General features: G+C 67.2%; 16 protein-coding genes. 9 read left to right on the forward strand and 7 right to left on the reverse strand.

Features of this window, described 5'->3' with window-relative positions:
* Positions 1-10 precede the first annotated feature (10 nt).
* Genes AC1D1F_RS20015 through AC1D1F_RS20050 form a run of 8 tightly spaced genes read left to right on the forward strand, consistent with a single transcriptional unit; the run spans position 11 to position 9,140 of the window.
* Positions 11-1,495, forward strand: coding sequence for an O-antigen ligase family protein (locus AC1D1F_RS20015; RefSeq protein WP_477676222.1), 1,485 nt, complete (start codon positions 11-13; stop codon positions 1,493-1,495).
* A gap of 4 nt (positions 1,496-1,499) precedes the next feature.
* Positions 1,500-2,471, forward strand: coding sequence for a glycosyltransferase family 2 protein (locus AC1D1F_RS20020; protein ID WP_477676223.1), 972 nt, complete (start codon positions 1,500-1,502; stop codon positions 2,469-2,471).
* A gap of 3 nt (positions 2,472-2,474) precedes the next feature.
* A complete protein-coding gene (locus tag AC1D1F_RS20025) occupies positions 2,475-3,554 on the forward strand; it encodes a glycosyltransferase family 2 protein (protein WP_477696781.1) in 1,080 nt (359 codons plus the stop codon).
* Complete coding sequence (locus AC1D1F_RS20030) at positions 3,551-4,627, forward strand: acyltransferase family protein (protein ID WP_477676225.1); 1,077 nt, start codon at positions 3,551-3,553, stop codon at positions 4,625-4,627. The genes AC1D1F_RS20025 and AC1D1F_RS20030 overlap by 4 nt, the downstream gene beginning before the upstream one ends.
* 7 nt (positions 4,628-4,634) lie before the next feature.
* Positions 4,635-5,819, forward strand: a complete 1,185-nt coding sequence (locus AC1D1F_RS20035; protein ID WP_477696782.1) for a glycosyltransferase family 4 protein — start codon at positions 4,635-4,637, stop codon at positions 5,817-5,819.
* The gene (locus tag AC1D1F_RS20040; protein WP_477676227.1) at positions 5,816-7,507 is read left to right on the forward strand and encodes an FAD-dependent oxidoreductase; all 1,692 of its coding nucleotides are present in this window, start codon (positions 5,816-5,818) and stop codon (positions 7,505-7,507) included. The genes AC1D1F_RS20035 and AC1D1F_RS20040 overlap by 4 nt, the downstream gene beginning before the upstream one ends.
* Positions 7,504-8,508: an NAD-dependent epimerase/dehydratase family protein gene (locus tag AC1D1F_RS20045; protein ID WP_477676228.1), complete on the forward strand. Its 1,005-nt coding sequence runs from the start codon at positions 7,504-7,506 to the stop codon at positions 8,506-8,508. Before AC1D1F_RS20040 ends, AC1D1F_RS20045 begins: the two co-directional genes overlap by 4 nt.
* The gene (locus AC1D1F_RS20050) at positions 8,496-9,140 is read left to right on the forward strand and encodes a serine O-acetyltransferase (protein WP_477696783.1); all 645 of its coding nucleotides are present in this window, start codon (positions 8,496-8,498) and stop codon (positions 9,138-9,140) included. The genes AC1D1F_RS20045 and AC1D1F_RS20050 overlap by 13 nt, the downstream gene beginning before the upstream one ends.
* A 114-nt stretch (positions 9,141-9,254) precedes the next feature.
* On the opposite strand, the gene AC1D1F_RS20055 is transcribed toward AC1D1F_RS20050, so the two are convergent.
* Entirely contained in the window at positions 9,255-10,022 is a 768-nt protein-coding gene (locus tag AC1D1F_RS20055) for a WecB/TagA/CpsF family glycosyltransferase (RefSeq protein ID WP_477696784.1), read from the reverse strand.
* A 44-nt stretch (positions 10,023-10,066) separates the two neighbouring features.
* Here AC1D1F_RS20055 and AC1D1F_RS20060 point away from each other — a divergent pair, with 44 nt between their 5' ends.
* Positions 10,067-10,480, forward strand: a complete 414-nt coding sequence (locus tag AC1D1F_RS20060) for a VanZ family protein (protein WP_477676231.1) — start codon at positions 10,067-10,069, stop codon at positions 10,478-10,480.
* On the opposite strand, the gene epsG is transcribed toward AC1D1F_RS20060, so the two are convergent.
* The 6 genes from epsG to epsA all read right to left on the reverse strand — a co-directional run bounded on the left by epsG (position 10,467) and on the right by epsA (position 17,477).
* Complete coding sequence (gene epsG / locus AC1D1F_RS20065) at positions 10,467-11,369, reverse strand: chain length determinant protein tyrosine kinase EpsG (protein ID WP_477676232.1); 903 nt, start codon at positions 11,367-11,369, stop codon at positions 10,467-10,469. The genes AC1D1F_RS20060 and epsG overlap by 14 nt on opposite strands.
* A 2-nt stretch (positions 11,370-11,371) precedes the next feature.
* Positions 11,372-12,769 (reverse strand): chain length determinant protein EpsF, encoded by a 1,398-nt coding sequence (gene epsF / locus AC1D1F_RS20070; RefSeq protein WP_477676233.1) that lies wholly within the window; start codon positions 12,767-12,769, stop codon positions 11,372-11,374.
* A gap of 20 nt (positions 12,770-12,789) precedes the next feature.
* On the reverse strand, positions 12,790-13,689 hold the full coding sequence (gene epsE, locus AC1D1F_RS20075) for a polysaccharide export protein EpsE (RefSeq protein WP_477676234.1): 900 nt from the start codon (positions 13,687-13,689) through the stop codon (positions 12,790-12,792).
* Positions 13,690-13,786: 97 nt separating this feature from the next.
* Positions 13,787-14,989: an XrtB/PEP-CTERM-associated polysaccharide biosynthesis outer membrane protein EpsL gene (epsL, locus tag AC1D1F_RS20080; RefSeq protein WP_477676235.1), complete on the reverse strand. Its 1,203-nt coding sequence runs from the start codon at positions 14,987-14,989 to the stop codon at positions 13,787-13,789.
* Positions 14,990-15,271: 282 nt separating this feature from the next.
* Positions 15,272-16,699, reverse strand: coding sequence for an undecaprenyl-phosphate glucose phosphotransferase (locus tag AC1D1F_RS20085; protein ID WP_477676236.1), 1,428 nt, complete (start codon positions 16,697-16,699; stop codon positions 15,272-15,274).
* Complete coding sequence (gene epsA / locus AC1D1F_RS20090; RefSeq protein WP_477676237.1) at positions 16,692-17,477, reverse strand: XrtB/PEP-CTERM-associated transcriptional regulator EpsA; 786 nt, start codon at positions 17,475-17,477, stop codon at positions 16,692-16,694. The genes AC1D1F_RS20085 and epsA overlap by 8 nt, the downstream gene beginning before the upstream one ends.
* Positions 17,478-17,547 lie beyond the last annotated feature (70 nt).

The following is a 17,547-nucleotide window of genomic DNA, read 5'->3' on the forward strand; positions in this document are numbered from 1 at the left end:
GGCGGCTCACATGGACCAGCCCATCGTCATTACAGTCCTCGTCGCCGGCGCCATCCTGGCGGCGCTCACCGCGGCGCTGGGCATGGCGGGCGCGGTCCATGTGACCTCGCGCCGGGCGCAAGGTTATATGCACTTCATCTTCTACGCCATCCTGCTGATGGTGGCCATGGCCAACTTTCTTTCGGGCCGCGACCTGTCCAGCAGCAACATGAAGTTCGACGAAGTGGCGGTGGTGGTGCGCCACCCGCTGGTGTCGCTGATGCAACCAATGGCCTCGCTGCTGCTGCTCACACTCGCCGGCGAACGCGTGATCACGCACTGGATACGCCGTGGCAAGGCCGCTCAGGCGCCCTCCGCTTTACCGGTGGCCTTTCTCCTTTTCTGGCTGGGCACCGTGGCCGCGCCGGCACTGCTGGGGGCGCACCCGCATCTGTCGCACGACTATGTGTACCCGCTGGTGATAGGCTTCGCGGCCGTGCTGGCAACGGCCACCGAACGCGACCTGGCCTTTAGCGCGGCACGCAACGCCCTGCTGCTCTTCATCGCCGCCGGGCTGCTGCTGGTTCCTTTCAAGCCCAGCCTGGTGCTGGACGCCTCTTACACCCAGGGCCTGCTGCCGGGTGTGCCGCGCCTGGCGGGCCTGGCGCCCCATGCCGTGTCCTTGGGCATGCTGGCGCAACTCGGCCTGCTGTGCCTGCTTGCGCGCCCCTTGCAGCGTGTGTGGCTCAACCGCCTGGCCTGGGCCATGGGCCTGTTCGTGCTGTTCCTCGCGCAATCCAAGACCGCGTGGATTTCCTTCACGCTATGCTCCGCCTGTATCCTCATCGTTCGCCAGGGCCCCAGCTTCATGCGCCGTGTGGGCGACCCGGTGAGGCCGGAGTTCGGCATCGTCTCGCTGCTGGCTTTCATGGCCGCCGTCGTCGGCCTTGCCGCCCTGCTGATGTTCGGCGACATCGATGCGCGCCTGAGCAGCTTTTTCGACAGCGCCCAGGGCGCGCAGCTGGCGTCCATGACGGGGCGCGACCAGATCTGGGCCATCGCCTATGACGAATGGCAGCGCAACCCGGTGTTCGGTTACGGGCCGACCTTGTGGGACGCGACCTTTCGCGAAGCCATAGGTATGCCCAATGCGACCCATGCGCACAACCAGTTCATGGACACGCTGTCGCGCTCGGGCACGGTGGGCGCGGTGGCGCTGGTGCTGTATGCGCTGGTGCTGCTGGTGCTGTCCATCCGCTACGCCCGCGCCAGCGGCGGCCTCACGCTGGCGCTGTTCGTGGCGCTGGTGCTGCGCGCCATCAGCGAGGTGCCGCTGCTGCTCTTCGGCTACGGCCCTGAACTGATCGCCCACGTGCTGCTGCTGATGACGCTGGCCGCCGCCGTGCGCGAAGCCCGCGAGCGCAAACGCCAGCCGGCGCCGCGCGCCGCATCGGCTTTTTCCCGAGACCCCAGAGCCCCCCAAGCTCCGCTGGCCGCCGCGCGGCTGCACCGATGAAGCCATGAAATTTTCCATCGTCATTCCCCTTTACAACAAGGCGCCTTACATCAGCGGCACGCTCGCGTCGGTGCTCGCGCAGACCTTCACCGACTTCGAGGTGATCGTGGTGGACGACGGCTCCACCGACGGCGGCGCCGAGCTCGTGAGCTTCATCACCGACCCGCGCGTGCGCCTGGTGCGCCAGGCCAACGCCGGCGTTTCGGCGGCGCGCAACCACGGCATCGCGCTGGCGCGCGGCGAGTGGGTAGCCTTTCTCGACGCCGACGACTGGCACCACCCCGACTACCTCGCTACGCTGGTGTGGACACAGGCGCGCTGCCCCCAGGCCGACACCGTGGCCACCGACTACCTGCCGGTGCCCGACACCCTGGACATGTGGCCGCCGCGCTGGCCCGCGATGGACAGCAACCCGGACATCGAAGTCGTCACCGACCTGCCGCGGCGCTGGATGGCCTCGCCCACGCTGTGCACCAGCGCCGTTTCGGTACGGCGCACGCGGCTGCTGGCGATGCAGCCCTGCTTTCCCCCCGGTGAATCGCATGGCGAAGACGTGGACCTGTGGTTCCGCCTGGCGGAGCAGGCGCCGGTGGCGCTGGTCCACACGCCGCTGATGGCCTACCGGCTCGCCGTGGAGGGCGGCCTCAGCAGCGGACATGCGCCGCTGGCCATGCCGCCTTTTCTCGAGCGCATGGAGCAGCGCGCGCTTTCCGGCGCCATGCCACCCGCGCGGCGCGGTTCAGCACTGTGGCTGGTGGCCCAGTACCAGCTCACGCTGGCGCGGCAGGCGCTGGCCGTCGGCAATCGTCGCGAAGGCTGGGCCTGGCTGATCAAGGCGCGCCGCGCGGCCGGCGGAAAGCGCTGGTGGCTGACGGCTGCCATGGCCCTCTTCATGCCGGGCCCGCTGGTCAGGAACTGGCAGCGCTGGCGTGTGCGCCGCACCGTACCGGCGGCCAGCCCCGCCGAAGCAGGATAAAAAATGAACCAGAAATTGCCCCGAAAAATGACACCCCTCTGGCACTCGTGCCGGGTCTCCGTGGTCATCAAGGCCCTGAACGAAGAACAACGCATTCGGGCGACCATTGAAAGTGCGCTGCGCGCCGTCTCCGCCGTTGGCGGAGAAGTCATCCTGGCCGACTCCTGCTCGACGGACCGCACGGTGGAGCTGGCCTGCACGTATCCCATACGCATCGTCCAGCTGGCCAATCCCAATGAGCGCTGCTGCGGCGTCGGTCCGCAGCTCGGCTACCAGCATTCGCATGGCGACTTCATTTATATCCTCGATGGCGACATGCAGATGCAGGAGGGCTTTCTTGAGAAAGCCCTCGCCTTCCTGGAGGCCCATGAGGATGTTGCAGGCGTGGGCGGACGCGTGGTGGAGCAAAACACCGAGAGCCTCGAGTACATGGCGCGTGGTGAACGGGACTCCCCGCACCTGCGGCCGGGCAAAGTGGACAGGCTCGACGGCGGCGGGCTTTACCGCCGCAGCGCCATCGAGGCCGCAGGCTATCTTTCCGACCGAAACCTTCACAGCTACGAAGAATTTGACCTGGCCATCAGGCTACGCGCCCTCGGCTGGCGCCTCTGGCGCTTGCCGGTGGATGCCGTCAATCACTTCGGGCACGACGCACCACCCTATCGCCTTTTGATGCGGCGCTGGCGCACCCGGTATATCTGCGGACTGGGTGAACTTGTCCGCGCGGCGGCGGGCAAGCCGCGCCTGCATCTGGCTTTGGAGGGATTGCGGGAATTGCGCCTGTACCTGGCAGTGCTCGGCTGGTGGGCGGTCATGGCGAGCCTGGTGTTCTGGCCGGTTTCCGCATCCCTGCGCCTGGCGTTTTTCTGCGCCATCGCCACGGCGCCGGTGCTGTTGATGACCTGGCGAAAACGGTCCGCAACCAAGGCACTTTATTCAGTGGTTTCCTGGTGTTTCAATGCCGCAGGCCTCATACGCGGCCTGCTTCGCCGGCAGCGGCCGGCCCGCGAGGCCATCGCAAGCCGGATTGTCAAGGACTCGGCAATGACGCATCACCCTGCAATCCAGGGGGCCGCCCATTGAAAGGCGAAACGCAGCAATTTACCGGCGTGCAGGTGCTGCGCTTCGCCGCGGCCATGCTGGTCGTGGTGATGCACATCACCCAGGCCATCTCCATGCACATCAGCGGAACCGGGCCCAGCCATTACTGGGGGGCGGGCTCGGCGGGGGTGGACATCTTTTTTGTGATCAGCGGTTTTGTCATGGCCATGTCGACCGCCTCGCTGCCGGCGGACGGGCCGGCGCGCATGGACGCGGCCTGGGTCTTCATGCGCCGCCGCCTGGTCAGGATCGCGCCGCTCTACTGGTTCTACACCCTGCTCAAGGTGGCCCTGCTGCTGGCCATGCCGGCGCTGGCCGCGCGCTCCTCGGTGGAGCCCGGCCACCTTGCGGCCTCGCTGCTCTTCATCCCCAGCATGAGCCCCTGGGGCCTGGTGCAGCCCACGCTGCCTGTCGGCTGGACCCTGAATTTTGAAATGCTGTTTTATGCGGTGTTCGCCGTGGCCATCGCCCTGGGCGCACCGCGCATCCGGTTTTGCCTGGCGGCCTTTGTGCTGATCTTCGCGGCGGGGCGGTTGCTGCCGGAATCGGTCGCGCTGAACTTCTACGCCCAGACCATCGTGTTCGAGTTCATCCTCGGCGTCTGCATCGCCCATGCCTTTTTGCACTTCCGCCGCCCCGGGCCGCTGGCGGGCCTGGTGGCGATGGCGGCCGGCGCGCTGTACATGTTCGCGCCCGACTGGGGGCACTCGGCCGACCGCTTCGCCACCTGGGGCTGCGGCGCCGCGCTCATCGTGCTGGGCGCCGTCTGGATGGAACCCTGGACCGTGCGCGCGCCGCTGGCTTCGCGCCTGTCCTTCCTGGGCGACGCCTCGTATTCGATCTACCTGTCGCACACCTTTGTGGTGCCGGCCGGCGTGCAGGCGCTCAAGCGCCTGGGCGTGCAGGACAGCCTGGCCATCATGCTGGCCGTCGGCCTGGCCGTGGCTGTGGCGGGCTGCCTCTCCTATGTGTGGCTGGAGCGGCCCATGACCGCCTTCTTCAAGCGCGCCCTGTTCGGCGCGCCCAAGCTCTCTTACCAACATCCCGGAAAGTAATCACCCGATGCGAACCGAATCGCTGCCACGCACCGCCATCCGCGAACGCGAAGGCCGCTACATCTACATCGCCTGCCCCTGGACGCCGCTGGGCGGCGGCATGTTCAAGGTGGCGGATTACCTGATCCAGGCCCAGGCCTCTTCGGCCAGCCTTGCCTCGGCGGAAGCCGCCGAGCTCAGGCCGCTCGACACGCGCGGCGGCGCCAACGCCCTGTATTCCTTCTGGGTGCTCGCCACCGCGCTGGCCCGCATAGCGCGCGGCAGGCTCAGTGGCCGGCTGGCCGGTGTGCACGTCAACATGGCGGAGCGGCTGAGCCTGTTCCGCAAGGGCGCCGTCATCGCCGCCTGCCGCGCCCTGGGCGTTCCGGTGGTGCTACACCTGCATGCCGCGCAGCTGCACCATTTTTACCAGTCGCTGCCACGCCCGCTGCGGGCGCTGACGCGCTGGGTGTTCTCGCTGCCGGCCAGTGTCGTGGTGCTGGGCTCGGCCGCGCGGCGCTTTGTCATCGAGGAGCTGGGCGTGGCGCCCGAGCGCGTCGACATCGTCATCAACGGCGTGCCCGAGCCCACCCATGCGCGCCGCGTCGCCGGCGATTCCGCCATGCAGCGCGTGCTGTTCGTGGGCAACCTGTCGGAGCGCAAGGGCGTGACCGACCTGCTGCAGGCGCTGGCCCTGCCCGGCCTCGACACGGCCCGCCTGGAAGTGACCCTGGCCGGCGGCGGTGACGTCGAAGCTTATGAGGCCAAAGCCCGGCAGTTGCGCATAGACAGCTTCGTGCGTTTTGCCGGATGGTCGGACCAGCAGCAGGTGGCCCGGCTGATGGCGCGCGCCGACGTGCTGGTCCTGCCCTCTTACGATGAAGGCCTGCCGCTGGTGATCCTGGAGGCACTGGCCAACGGTGTTGCGGTAGTGTGCAGCCCCGTCGGGGAGATACCGACGGTGCTCAGCGACGGCGTCAATGCCTGCTTTGTGCAGCCCGGCGACGTGGCCGGCATCGCGGCCTGCCTGCGCCGCGTGCTGCAGGATGCGGAACTGCGCGCTGCGCTGGAACGCAACGGCAGGGCGCTGTACGAGCAGACCTTTTCCATCGCCCATTTTTTCTCCAGCGTGGCCCATATCCACCAGCGCGATTTCGGCGTGGCCGGACGGCTGCTGCGCCCTGCCGCGGCTTCACAGGAAGGCGCGGCATGATCCGCGACGCCGGCGCCATCCCCAACGGCAGCCGCCTGGAGGCGGACGTCTGCGTGGTCGGCAGCGGCCCGGCCGGCATCGCGCTGGCACTGTCGCTCAGCGACCAGGGGCACGCCGTGCTGCTGCTCGAGTCGGGCCAGCTGCAGGCGCATGCGCCCACGCAAGACCTGTACGAAGGCGAGGTCGCCGACGAACAGCTGCACAGCCCGCCCGGCAAATACCGGCAGCGGCGGCTGGGCGGCTCCTCGGCGATCTGGGGCGGGCGCTGCATGCCTTTCGATCCCATCGACTTTGAAACCCGCGCCCATATTCCGCACAGCGGCTGGCCGCTGTCCTACGGCGACCTGCTGCCCTGGTACCCGCGCGCCAACGCCCTGGCCGAGGCCGGGCGTTTTCTGTATGACGCGAATGAGGCCCTGGAGCCGGGGACAGGTCCCCTGATCGCCGGCTTCGACAGCCCGCGCGTGCTCAGCAACGGGCTGGAGCGCTTTTCCTGCCCCACGCATTTCGGCAGCCGCTATGCCAAGCGGCTGGCGCTGGCGCCCACGCTCGAGGTCCTGACGGGCGCCAACTGCACCGCGCTGGGGCTGCAGACCGACGGCCAGGCGCTGCGTGAACTCGAAGTGCGCACGCTGGCCGGCACGCAATTTACCGTCGCCGCGCGCAGCACGGTGCTGGCCGCGGGCGGGCTTGAGACCGCGCGGCTGCTGCTGGCCTCGCGCGACGTAGCGCCGCAGGGTGTGGGCAACACGCACGACGTGGTCGGCCGTTATTACATGTGCCACATCGCCGGCAACGTCGGCATGCTGACGGTGCACGGGCCGACGCGCGACGTGCGGCACGGCTATGAGATCTCGCCTGAAGGCATTTATTGCCGGCGCCGCCTCTCGGTCGCGGCCAGCGAGCAGCAGCGCCTGGGCCTGGCCAACGCGGTGGCGCGCCTGCACTTCCCGCGCATCACCGACCCTGCCCACCGCAGCGGCGTGCTGTCGGGCCTGTTCCTGGCGCGCAAGATGATCAGCTACGAATACAGCAAGCGCCTGAAGGACGGCGCGCCGCCGACGGCCGGCGTCTATGCGCGCCACCTGCTCAACGTCGTCGCCGACCCGCTGGACACCACGGCCTTCCTGGCGCACTGGCTGGCAAAGCGCACCCTGGCGGAGCGAAAATTTCCCTCGGTGATCCTGCGCAACCGCAGCAACCGTTTCAGCCTGGAAGTGCACGGCGAACAGATCCCCCAGGCCCACAGCCGGGTCACGCTGGCCGGCGGCGTCGATGCGCTGGGCATGCCGCGCCTCAAGGTCGACTGGCGCTACAGCCGCGCCGACATCGACTCCGTGGGCGCGACCCTGGACGTGATGGCCCAGGAATTCGAGCGCAGCGGCAAGGCCCGCTTCGACTACAACCGCCACACGCTGGAAGAAGACCTGATGCGCTTCGGCGCCTACGGCGGCCACCACATCGGCACGGCGCGCATGGGCACTGACCCGCGCAGCAGCGTGGTCGACGCGGATTGCCGCGTGCATTCGGTGCGCAACCTGTTTGTCGCCGGCAGCGCGGTCTTCCCGACCTCCAGCCAGGCCAACCCGACCTTGACACTGATCGCGCTGTCGCTGCGGCTGGGCGACTTCCTGTCGCGGCAGCTGCGCGCCGAGCGCTCGCCGCTGCAGATGAAGGAGGCCGCATGAAAGTCCTGGTACTGGGCGCCTCCGGCCACATAGGCACGCGCCTGCTAGAGATGCTGCACGCCACGCCCTGGGCCGTGGCCACGGGCGCGTCCCGGCACATGAAAAACACCGCGAGCTGGCTGGAACTCGACAGCCGCGACCCGCGCGAACTGGCATCGGCGCTGAAAGGTTTTGATGCCGTCGTCAACTGCGTGGCGGGCGATGCGGCCTCGATCGCCGGCGGCGCGCGCGCGCTGGCGCAGGCCGCGCTGCAGGCCGACTGCCGGCGCATTGTTCACCTGAGCACCATGTCCGTCTACGGCCCCGCCGAAGGCAATGTGCGTGAGGACGCGCCGCTGGATCCGGGCTTGGGCTGGTACGGCAAGGCCAAATGCGAGGCCGAGGCCGCCATGCGCGACTTCGTGCAGCACGGCGGCGAGGCGGTCCTGCTGCGGCCCGGCTGCGTCTTCGGCCCTGGCAGCCAGCTGTGGGTGGGACGCATAGGCCGCTGGCTGCAGGCCGGCCGCCTGGGCGACCTGGGCATCGCGGGCGACGGCTGGGCCAACCTGGTCCACGTCGACGACGTCTGCCAGGCGCTGTTGCTGGCGCTGCAACTGCCGGTGGCGCCGGGCGAAATGCCGGTGTTCAATCTGGCCACGCCCGACAGCCCGCGCTGGAACGAGTATTTTGTGGACCTGGCCCTGGAGATCAAGGCTACGCCCGTGCGCCGCCTGGGCCGGCGCCGGCTCCAGCTTGACGCCTGGCTCTGCGGCCCTCCGCTCAAGGCGGCCGAGCTGGCCCTGAGGCGGCTGGGCAGCCACGGCCTGAAACTGCCCGACGCCCTGCCGCCGGGCCTGCTGGGCCTGTGGTCGCAGCACATACACCTGGACACGCAGGCGGCCACCCGGCAGCTGGGCGTGCAATGGACACCCTATGCCGACGGCCTGCGCGACTCCGCCTTGTGGTTCTGCGCACCCGCCGCCAGCCAGCCCACCCTGGACAACATGATATGCACGCCCTGAAAGCCGACACCTACCGAAAGTCCGGGCAAACCGACGCCCAGTCCACCCTCAAGGCCGCGCTGCTGGACCCGGCGTTTCGTGTGCTCGCCTGCCTGCGCTTGTGCCAGGCCGCGCAGCAACTGCCGCCCAGCTGGCGCCTGCTGGCCGTGCTGCCCGCGCGGCTGCTCTACCGCCTGGCGAGCCAGCTGGCCGGCATCGAGATTCCCTGGCGCACCGAGATCGCCCCTGGGCTGGCGCTCACCCATGGGCGCGGCATCGTCGTCAACGCAGGCGCGCGCATAGGCCGCAACGTCACGCTGTTCCATGGCGTCACGCTGGGCCAGCGCGACCATATCGATGCGCAGGGCCGCAGGCACACCCTGTACCCGGTGATCGAAGACGAGGTCTGGATAGGCCCGCACGCCATCATCGTGGGCGGCGTCACCGTGGGCAAAGGCAGCCGTGTTGCCGGCGGCGCCTATGTGTTCGAGGATGTTCCGCCCTATTCAGTGGTGCTCGGCAATCCCGGGAAGATCGTCAGGCGCGACTGCACGCCCGACGTGGACAACCGGTACGACGAGGAAGACATTCCCGTGGCCCAGGCCGCCCATTCGGCAACAGCAGCTACGGACGCTGGCATTAACGCCAGCTAGAGCTGCTCACAAAACCCAGCGAAGCGGTCCTGGCTAGGCGCGACGCCGCAGACAGTGCTCCAGCACGGCAAGGCGGCTGCAACAACGCCAGGAGGGTTTTTGAGCGGCTCCGGATCAGCGCCGGCTAAGTGACGCCAGCCGCAGTGCCCGCGTGAGGAACAGCGGATTGCCGACCACATAACGCTGGAACAGCCGGCGCGGCTCAAGCGCAAGGCGGAACACCCACTCCAGCCCGGCCCGGCGCATCCACATCGGCGCGCGCGGTGTCTTGCCGCCCAGGAAATCGATGATGGCGCCGCCGCAGACGATCAGGCAGGGAAAGCCCAGTACGCTGCGCAGCTGGGCCGCGACTTCTTCCTGCCGCGGCATGCCCATGCCGAGCACGATCAGCGCCGGCCGGTGCTCCGCCGCCAGCAGGGCGTAGGCATGCACGTCGAGAAAACCGTGGGCGTGTATGACCTCGCTGTGCGGGGCAAGCTCCTCACGCACGCGCTGCCGGGCTTTGTCGAGGTAAGGCTCGCGCGTGCCGAACAGCGCGATGCCGCGGCCGTCGAATGCGCGTATCAATTGCGGAATCAGGTCGGTGCCATTGAGGTTGAGGCCGGGCTCCATGCGCAGCAGCTTGAAAAGCGTGGCCATGCCCGAGCCGTCCCTGAGCACCCTGTCGGCCGACTGCATCGCGTCAAAAAAAGGCGCCGACACCGCCATGGAATTCATCGCGTGCGCGTTCGCGAAGGCCAGCACCGTCGGCGCGCGGGGCTGGCTCAATTCAGCCAGCAAGGCCTGTCCCTGGGCGGGGCTTTGCACACGCTCGATCTTCTCCAGCAGCAGCGACCAGCGCCCACGCCAGTCGGTCGGGCTGTCGACAGCGGGATTCAGCATGAAACTCTCCGCTCGCGGGACTGCGCCATGAGAAAATCGGGCTCATGGCCAAAGCACTTTCCCTTGAAAATTTCCAGCGCACCGTGCGCGTCCTCGCGGCGCTGACGGTCGTCATGAGCGCCGCGGTGCTGTACGTGGGCGGCGCCCAGCCGGTGGCCGTGGGATTGTTTCCCGCGCCCTGGGACAAGCTGGCCCATCTGCTGACCTTTGCCGTGGTCGGCATGGCCGCCGGCCTGGCTGGCGGCATGCGCGGCTGGCGCATGGTCCTGTGCTGCCTCGCGGGTGCCCTCCTTGTCGGTGGCATGGACGAGCTGCACCAGGTGTTCCTGCCGGGCCGCAGTGCGAGCTGGGCCGACCTGGCCGCCGACGCGGCCGGCGGCCTGCTGGGCGCGGCGCTGCTGGCTGCGGCGGACCGCCTCTCGGGCGGACGCCTCCTGCATCGCCTCAAGCATCGTTAAGCACCGAGCCCACCATCGCCACGCCGAACTCACGCAGGCTGTGCGTGAAGCGCGTCATCTGCGGCACCGAACTGGTGTTCTGACGCGCCACCACCAGCGCCGCGCCCGCGCGCACCGCCACCGTGTGGGCGTCGGCGCACTCGCTGGCGGGCGGCGTGTCGATGATGATGATGTCGAAGTCCTGGCCCAGCGATTGCAGCAGCCGCGAAAACTCCTGCCGGCCCAGCAACTCCTGCGGATTCGGCGGAATGACACCGGCCGGCAGCACCGACAGGTCCTGCAGCGCCGCGACACTGACCACGGCCTCCAGCCCGGCGCGGCCGGCCAGCATGTCCGACAGGCCGGCGCCCTTGCCGAGGTTGAACAGCAGGTGCTGGCGCGGTGCCCGCATGTCGGCGTCGATCAGCAGGGTGCGCAGGCCCAGCTGCGAAAACACGATGGCCAGGTTGGCCGAGATATAGCTGCGCCCCTCCCGTGAGCCGGCGCTGACGATGGCCAGGCCGCGGCGGTCCGGGCCGGTGTCGAACCAGCGCAGCATCAGCTGGCTGCGCAGCGCGCGCAGTTGCTCAACAGGCTGGCTGTTCGGGTGGTGGGCCGCCACCAGTTCGCGGCTCAAATTGCTTTCGCGGGCCAGGTAGGGATAGTCGAACTGCACCGACAGCGCATAACGCACGTCGTCGTCGGTGAGCAGCCCCAGCGCTTTGCCGGAGTCACCGAAGCGGGCGCCGCGGTCCTTCTGGAAATGCACGATGCGCTCGGCATCGAGCGGCGAGAGCCGCCCGGCATCGACCAGGATGGCGCCTATCGAGCGAGCCGAACCGGTGGCCGGCTTGCTGGGCACCGTCAGGGGAACGGGGCGCGCCACCGTTGCGTTGTTGTTTCGGTTCATGTCTATCCTCCCATACCGAGCGCCAGCCGGCGCGGACCGCTGAGCCGGGTGTTGCCCGTGCTCGAAGAAATGCTGGCCAGCACCGGCAGGTCCAGCATCTGCACCAGGTCCTCGGCGGAGCGCACGCGGCGGTTGGCGAGCTCCAGCAGCAAGGCGCAGGCGATGCCCAATAGCGTCCCGCCGAACGCGGCAACCAGCAGGTTGACCAGCAACCTCGGGCTGGACGGCATCACGGGCGGCGTCGCCACATTGAGGCGCACCACATTGGTCTGGTTGGTCAGGCTTTGCAGGCGCGTCTGCGAGGCGCTCTGGCTCACGGTTTCGTAGGCGCGCTGGGCCGACTCGACGTCGCGGCGGTAGACGTTGAGTTCGTCGCGCTGCTTGTTGATGGCCAGCACGCGGGCTTTTTGCGCGCCGACGGCACCCTGCAGTTCGCGTTCGCGGTCCTTGCCGACGCGGTAGGTGGTTTCGATGGAGGCATTGATGCGCCCGGTTTCGCTGGCCAGCCGGCTCTTGAGGGCGGCCAGTTCGGATTCGGCGCGCTGGCGCTCGGGATGGTTCTCCCCGAGGCGCACGCCGATCTCCTGCACCTTGGCCTCTTGCCGCGCCACGTCGGCTTTCAGGCCGTTGATCAGCGGGCTTTGCATCACCTCGGCGATGGTGTCGCCGCGCGAGCCGCGTTTGCTCTGGCTGTCGGTGGTGTCGCCCTGCACCGTCGTGAGCTGCGAGGACAGCTCCGCCAGCTTGGTGGTTTCGTAATCCACGCGCTCGTCGCTGCTGACGATGCCGGCCTTTTGCTGATATTCGGACAGGCGGGCCTGGGCTTCTTCGAGCTTGGCGCGCGAGGCCTTGGTCTGCTCGTCAAACCATTCCGCATAGATGCGGGCGGGTTCGGTCTTCAGCGCCAGGTTGATGTCGAGGTAAGCCTGGGCAAAGGCGTTGGCGACGTTGGCGGCCTCTTCGGGCTCGCTGCCCTTGTAGGTGATGTTGATCACATTGCTTTCGCGCGCGGGCCGCACGTCCAGGCGCTTCTGCAGCGAATCCGCGATCCAGCCTTCGAGCGTGCCGCGGCCTTCCGTTGCTTCCAGCCAGCGCTCTTTGGTGCGCGGGTTCTCGTCGAGCTTGAGCGTCTTCACCACGCGCTGGGCGACGCGGTCACCGCCGATGATGTCGACCTGCGTGGCCATGTAGCTGGGCGCCACCAGGCCCTGTATGGGCGCGCTACCGGCCCCGGCCACCGGGTCGGGAGAGCGCACGTCGACGAGCACGGCGGTCTGCGCCGTGTATTTTTTCGGCAGCACGAGGCTGACCGCCAAAGCCGCCGAGATGGCCAGCAGAATCACCAGCAGGGCCACGCCGTAGCGGGCCCGCAGGATCAGTAAAAATTGATGGAGTGTCATGGCTTTCCAGTCATGGCTGTTTAGAAAAGGCTTTCACGGACGTACAGCACGTCCTCGGGACGTACCGGGTCGTTCAGGTTCGGCGTGGTCTCCACCACCTTGCCCGAGGCGTCGCGGCGATGCAGCTTCAGGCGATTCTGGCTGCCGCGCACCGTGGGGCCGCCGCCCTGGGCCAGCGCCTGCATCACCGTCATGCCGCGCTCGATGCGGTAGGGGCCGGGGCGCTGCGCCTCGCCGTAGATGTAGAACATGGGGGCCTTGTTGACGTACAGGGTGTCCCCGCCGGTCACCACAATGTCCTCGTCCGACTTGGCGTTGAGGAACAGCCCCGGGATGTCGATGACCTTGCGAAACGGCTTGCCGTCGCGCTGGCCGGTGACGATCAGCACGTCGTCACCGGTCGGGGTGGTGCCGCCGGCTGCGGCCAGCATGTCGCTGACACGGGTGTTGAAGGTCTCCAGCGGGAAGCGGCCGGGCCGGCTCACCTGCCCCAGCACCGCCACCTGGTTGCCGCGCACCTGGCGCAGCACGATGTTGACCTGCGGCACCTTGACGAAGCCGCCGCTGCGCAGCGCGTCGCCGATCTTCTTCTCGGCCTCGGCGATCGTCAGCCCGCCGAGCTGCACGCTGCCCACCAGCGGATAGCTGATCACACCGCTTTCGGATACACGCGCATCGATGGAAAGATCCGGGCTCTGGTAGACCTGCACGCCGATGGCGTCGCCGGCGCCCAGCCGGTAGTCCTGGCTGTTGGGCAGGCTGGGCGTGGCCGCCACCGAAGCCGGCGCCACCGGCGTCGTTGTCGCCGCGGCCTGCACGGCAGGAGGCGCCGCGGGCGGCGGCGGGGCCGTCGGGGCGGTTTGAGCCCACAGCGGCGCGGCAAGCGCGCACAGCAGCGGAGCCAGAAGGTATCGGGTCATGGATTTCAGCATCAGCGGGTTCATCTTGTGGCCTCTCGGGAAAGCGTGGATTCAGGAAAATTCAAAAGCAGGAAGGGCCGGCCATGGGAAGCTCTCATCAAAAACTTGCGTCGGCTGACAGACCGAAGGAATTGCTCTTGTAGTCAAAACCCGGCTCATTCGATTTGCGCCTGTCACTCTGCATCGATGCGGTCAACTTGAGCGCGCGCATCGCCTGCCATTCCAGCGCCAGCGACAGCAGGTTGGTGGTATCGCGGCGGTTGGTCGCCGCGAAGCCCGGCAGCGGGCCCTTGAAGTCGCGCGCGCCGTGGTCGTAGCGCAGGCGCACGGCGGTTTTTTCGGTGGGCTTCCAGGTCGGGGCAATGAAGAAGCGGTAGCCCTCGTAATAGCTGGCGGTGGTGGTCTGGTAGCTGGCCAGCTCGCGCACCAGGCCGCCGGCCAGGGTGGTTTTCGGCGTGATGAACCAGGCCGCGTCGAGCTGGCCGGTCACACCGGAAAAGTCGCGCGCGCCCAGGCCGTCGTGGTTACGGTCCAGGTGCGCGACCTTGGCCCGCAGCATGGTCTTGGCGCTGGGCGCCCAGTCAACACGGAACTCATGCTCACGGTCGGTGAAATCGCCGCCAACCCCCGGCGCCAGGAAGCGGCCCGGGTATTCGCCCTTGCCCTCCCTGAAGCGGTAGGCCATGGAAGTACCGGAGGGATAAACATAACGCACGCCGGCCTCGGCGCCGTGGATCCTGGTGTCGCCTTCGAAAGTGTTGGGCTGGCTGTTGGTACTGGTGCGCTCGAACAATCCGCCCACCACGCGCCATGCGCCGTCGAGCTCATATTCCGCGTCAAAAATAGTCGAGCGGTTGGTCCGGCGGTTGATCTGCCCGGCGCCCTGCACGTCGGCGTAGGTGTCGACGTACTCGCGGCTGTCGCTCGTCAGGTTGCCATGCAGGGCCGGCGTGAAGCTCCAGCGCCAGGCGGCCGCGTAGTTCACCGCCGTGAAATCCAGGTAGGAAAAGCGGCTGTAGTGATGGTCTTCGATATTGGCGTCGAACTCGAAACGCTGCAACCCGAAGGGCTTGTTGATCTTGAAGCCCGCCGTCGTCACCGACACGTTGTCGTCGCGCTCCGGCCTTCCCAGCAGCGCCTGCGTGTTGGCGGAGTCGGACAGCCGAAAGACATTGCTGTCGTGGGTGATGCTTTGTCCCAGCCGGAACTGCAGCGTGTCCAGGTCGTCGGCGTACGTGGCGAGCGGGAACAGGCTCAGCAGCAGTAAAGGAATCGGGAGGAGTTTGCGATGGGGACTCAAGGAAAGGGGGCCCTCCGCGCCGGAAACGGCAAGACTGGGAGTCGTGGGCAGCCCGCAGTCGCCGCATGGAGTGGGAGCCGCGGGGGGATGAGATGAAGATAGCGGATTCATGATGGGGAGGCGATAGTCCTTTTGTCCTAATGGGTTGGCAAGGCCACGCCTTTTTTCCTTTCTTTTTTTTGGTTATTCCGGTTTCAACAAACTTCAAAAAAACTCAACACTTCAACAAACTCAAAAAACTCAACAAACTTCGGCGAATCCCGAATCTCTCAACTCTGAATATCAATACGCCGCGCCATCCTTGAAGACCAGGCGAATGGTTTTCAGGATGATGAAAAAGTCCAGCTGCAGCGACCAGTTGCGCAGGTAGTCCAGGTCGCAGTCGATGCGCGACTGCATCTTGTCCAGCGTGTCGGTCTCGCCGCGCTGGCCGTTGACCTGGGCCCAGCCCGTGATGCCGGGCCTGACCTTGTGGCGCACCATGTAGCCCTTGATGAGCGAGCGGTACATCTCGTTGTGCGCCACGGCGTGCGGGCGCGGGCCGACGATGCTCATGCGGCCCTGCAGCACATTGATGAACTGCGGCAGTTCGTCGAGCGAGGTCTTGCGCAGGATGGCGCCCAGGCGGGTGACGCGCATGTCGTTCTTGCTGGCCTGGCGTATCGCGGCGCCGTCTTCGGTGACGGCCATGGAGCGGAATTTGTAGACCAGGATCTGCTCGCCGTCCAGGCCGTAGCGGCGCTGCTTGAAGATAACCGGGCCCGGCGAGTCCAGCTTCACCAGCAGGGCGATGACCCCCATGACGGGAAAGATCAGCAGCAGGATCAGCAGCGACAGCACGATGTCGCTGGCCCGCTTGAGGAAGCCGTTGACACCGCGGAACGGCGTGTCGCAGACCGAGATCACCGTGACGCCGCACACCGTGTCGCTGCGGCCCTGGATCAGGTCGGTAATGAACATGTCCGGCACGAAGTAGATCGAGGCGGTGGTGTCCTTGAGGCCGTCGAGCACCTGCAGGATGCGCGGCCGCGAGGCCATGGGCAGCGACAGGTAGATGAACTGGATGCGGTGCTGCTTGACGTAGGCCGGCAGGTCGTCGATCTTTCCGACCAGCCGGTGCTCGTCTTGCGCTTCCCGGCGCTCCTCGCCGCGGTCGTCGAAAAAGCCCTTCAGTTCAATGCCCGAGTAGGCCGAGCCGGCGATGTGCCTGGCCAGCGAAACACCCTGCTCGTTCATGCCGACGATCACCGCGCCGCGCGCCGGCCCTTGCAGTTTCAGCAGCTGCGGCGCCGCGGCCCTGAGCGCCAGGTGCGCGCCGGCCTGGGCCACGGGCGCGACCCACAGCCAGTGCATCAGCACGGTCATGGAAAATTTGTGGAAGTACTCCGTCACATAGCCGGTCAGCAGCAGCAGGCCGGCGATCCATATCCAGTGAAAGGCGATGGTCGAGAACACCTTCCACACCGGCAGGCGCAACTGGGAGCTGCCCGGAAACGTCAGCGAGAACACGATCACGGACAGGATCAGGTAGGCGGGCCGCACCGAGCCCTCAAAATAAAACGCCAGCGCCCACAGCGAGAACACCAGCACCAGCGGGTCCAGCCCGGCTTCGACGGCGGTAAATAGGTGGCTGCGCCCCAGGCCCATGGAGCGGGGCTCGCGCTGGTTGAGCCAGGCGGACGCGGATTGGAGCTGGTTGGCTTCAGCCATAGATACTGACCCTCGTCACTTTGGAAACCGCCTGCGCGCGGTTAAAGACATTGAGCTTCTGGAAGATGCGCTGCATGTGGTTCTTCACGGTGAAGCCGCTGATGTTCAGGATGGCGCCTATCTCGGAGTTGGTTTTTCCCATGGCCACCCAGGCCATGATCTGCGTCTCACGCTCACTGAGGCCGCAGGCGTCCTCGGCGGCGCCGCGCGTAGCCGGCGCAGGGCGGCGCTGCTGCGGCAGGGGCGCCAGCTGGCGCAGCACGGCGTCCATGCTGGGCATCAGCATGCGCATGGCCGTGCGCGCCGGTTCCATGGGAATATGCCGGGCACCCATCAAGACATAAAGGCAGTCCTGCTGCGCCCGCTCATCCTGCAAGCCGTGGATCAGCACCGAGCGCATGCCGCGCAGGCTGTCGCTAAAAGAGCCCGGCAGGCTCGCCTGGCCCAGCAGGTATTCGAATTCACTGAAGTCCAGGCTGCAGGGTTGCCGGCCGGCGGCCAGCCAACATTCGTGGAACTTTCCCAGAAGAAAAGGCAGGCCGTCCGTGCCCGGGGCATAGGAGCGCGCGCCCGGCAAGCTGGACACCACGTCGTGCTGCACAGCGCCCTCCTGGAAATTCCCCCAGCCCGCCAGCAGGATGTCGTGGGGAAGGCACTGCTGCATGTCGCCCTGCAGCCAGGCCAGCAGTTCGGCATGCCGCGTGATGGCCGCGCTTTGGCCGACCAGCGCCGCATAGCGCGCGGAATCTTCGCTTGAAAGCGGAGTCTGAAAATTCATGTCTGGAGGTCACTTCCTGTATTTGTTCCACGAGCTCGCCTGTGTAAGGGGGCGCTACTGAACGGCTGAT

It is taken from the genome of Polaromonas sp. P1_H6, from assembly GCF_056405195.1.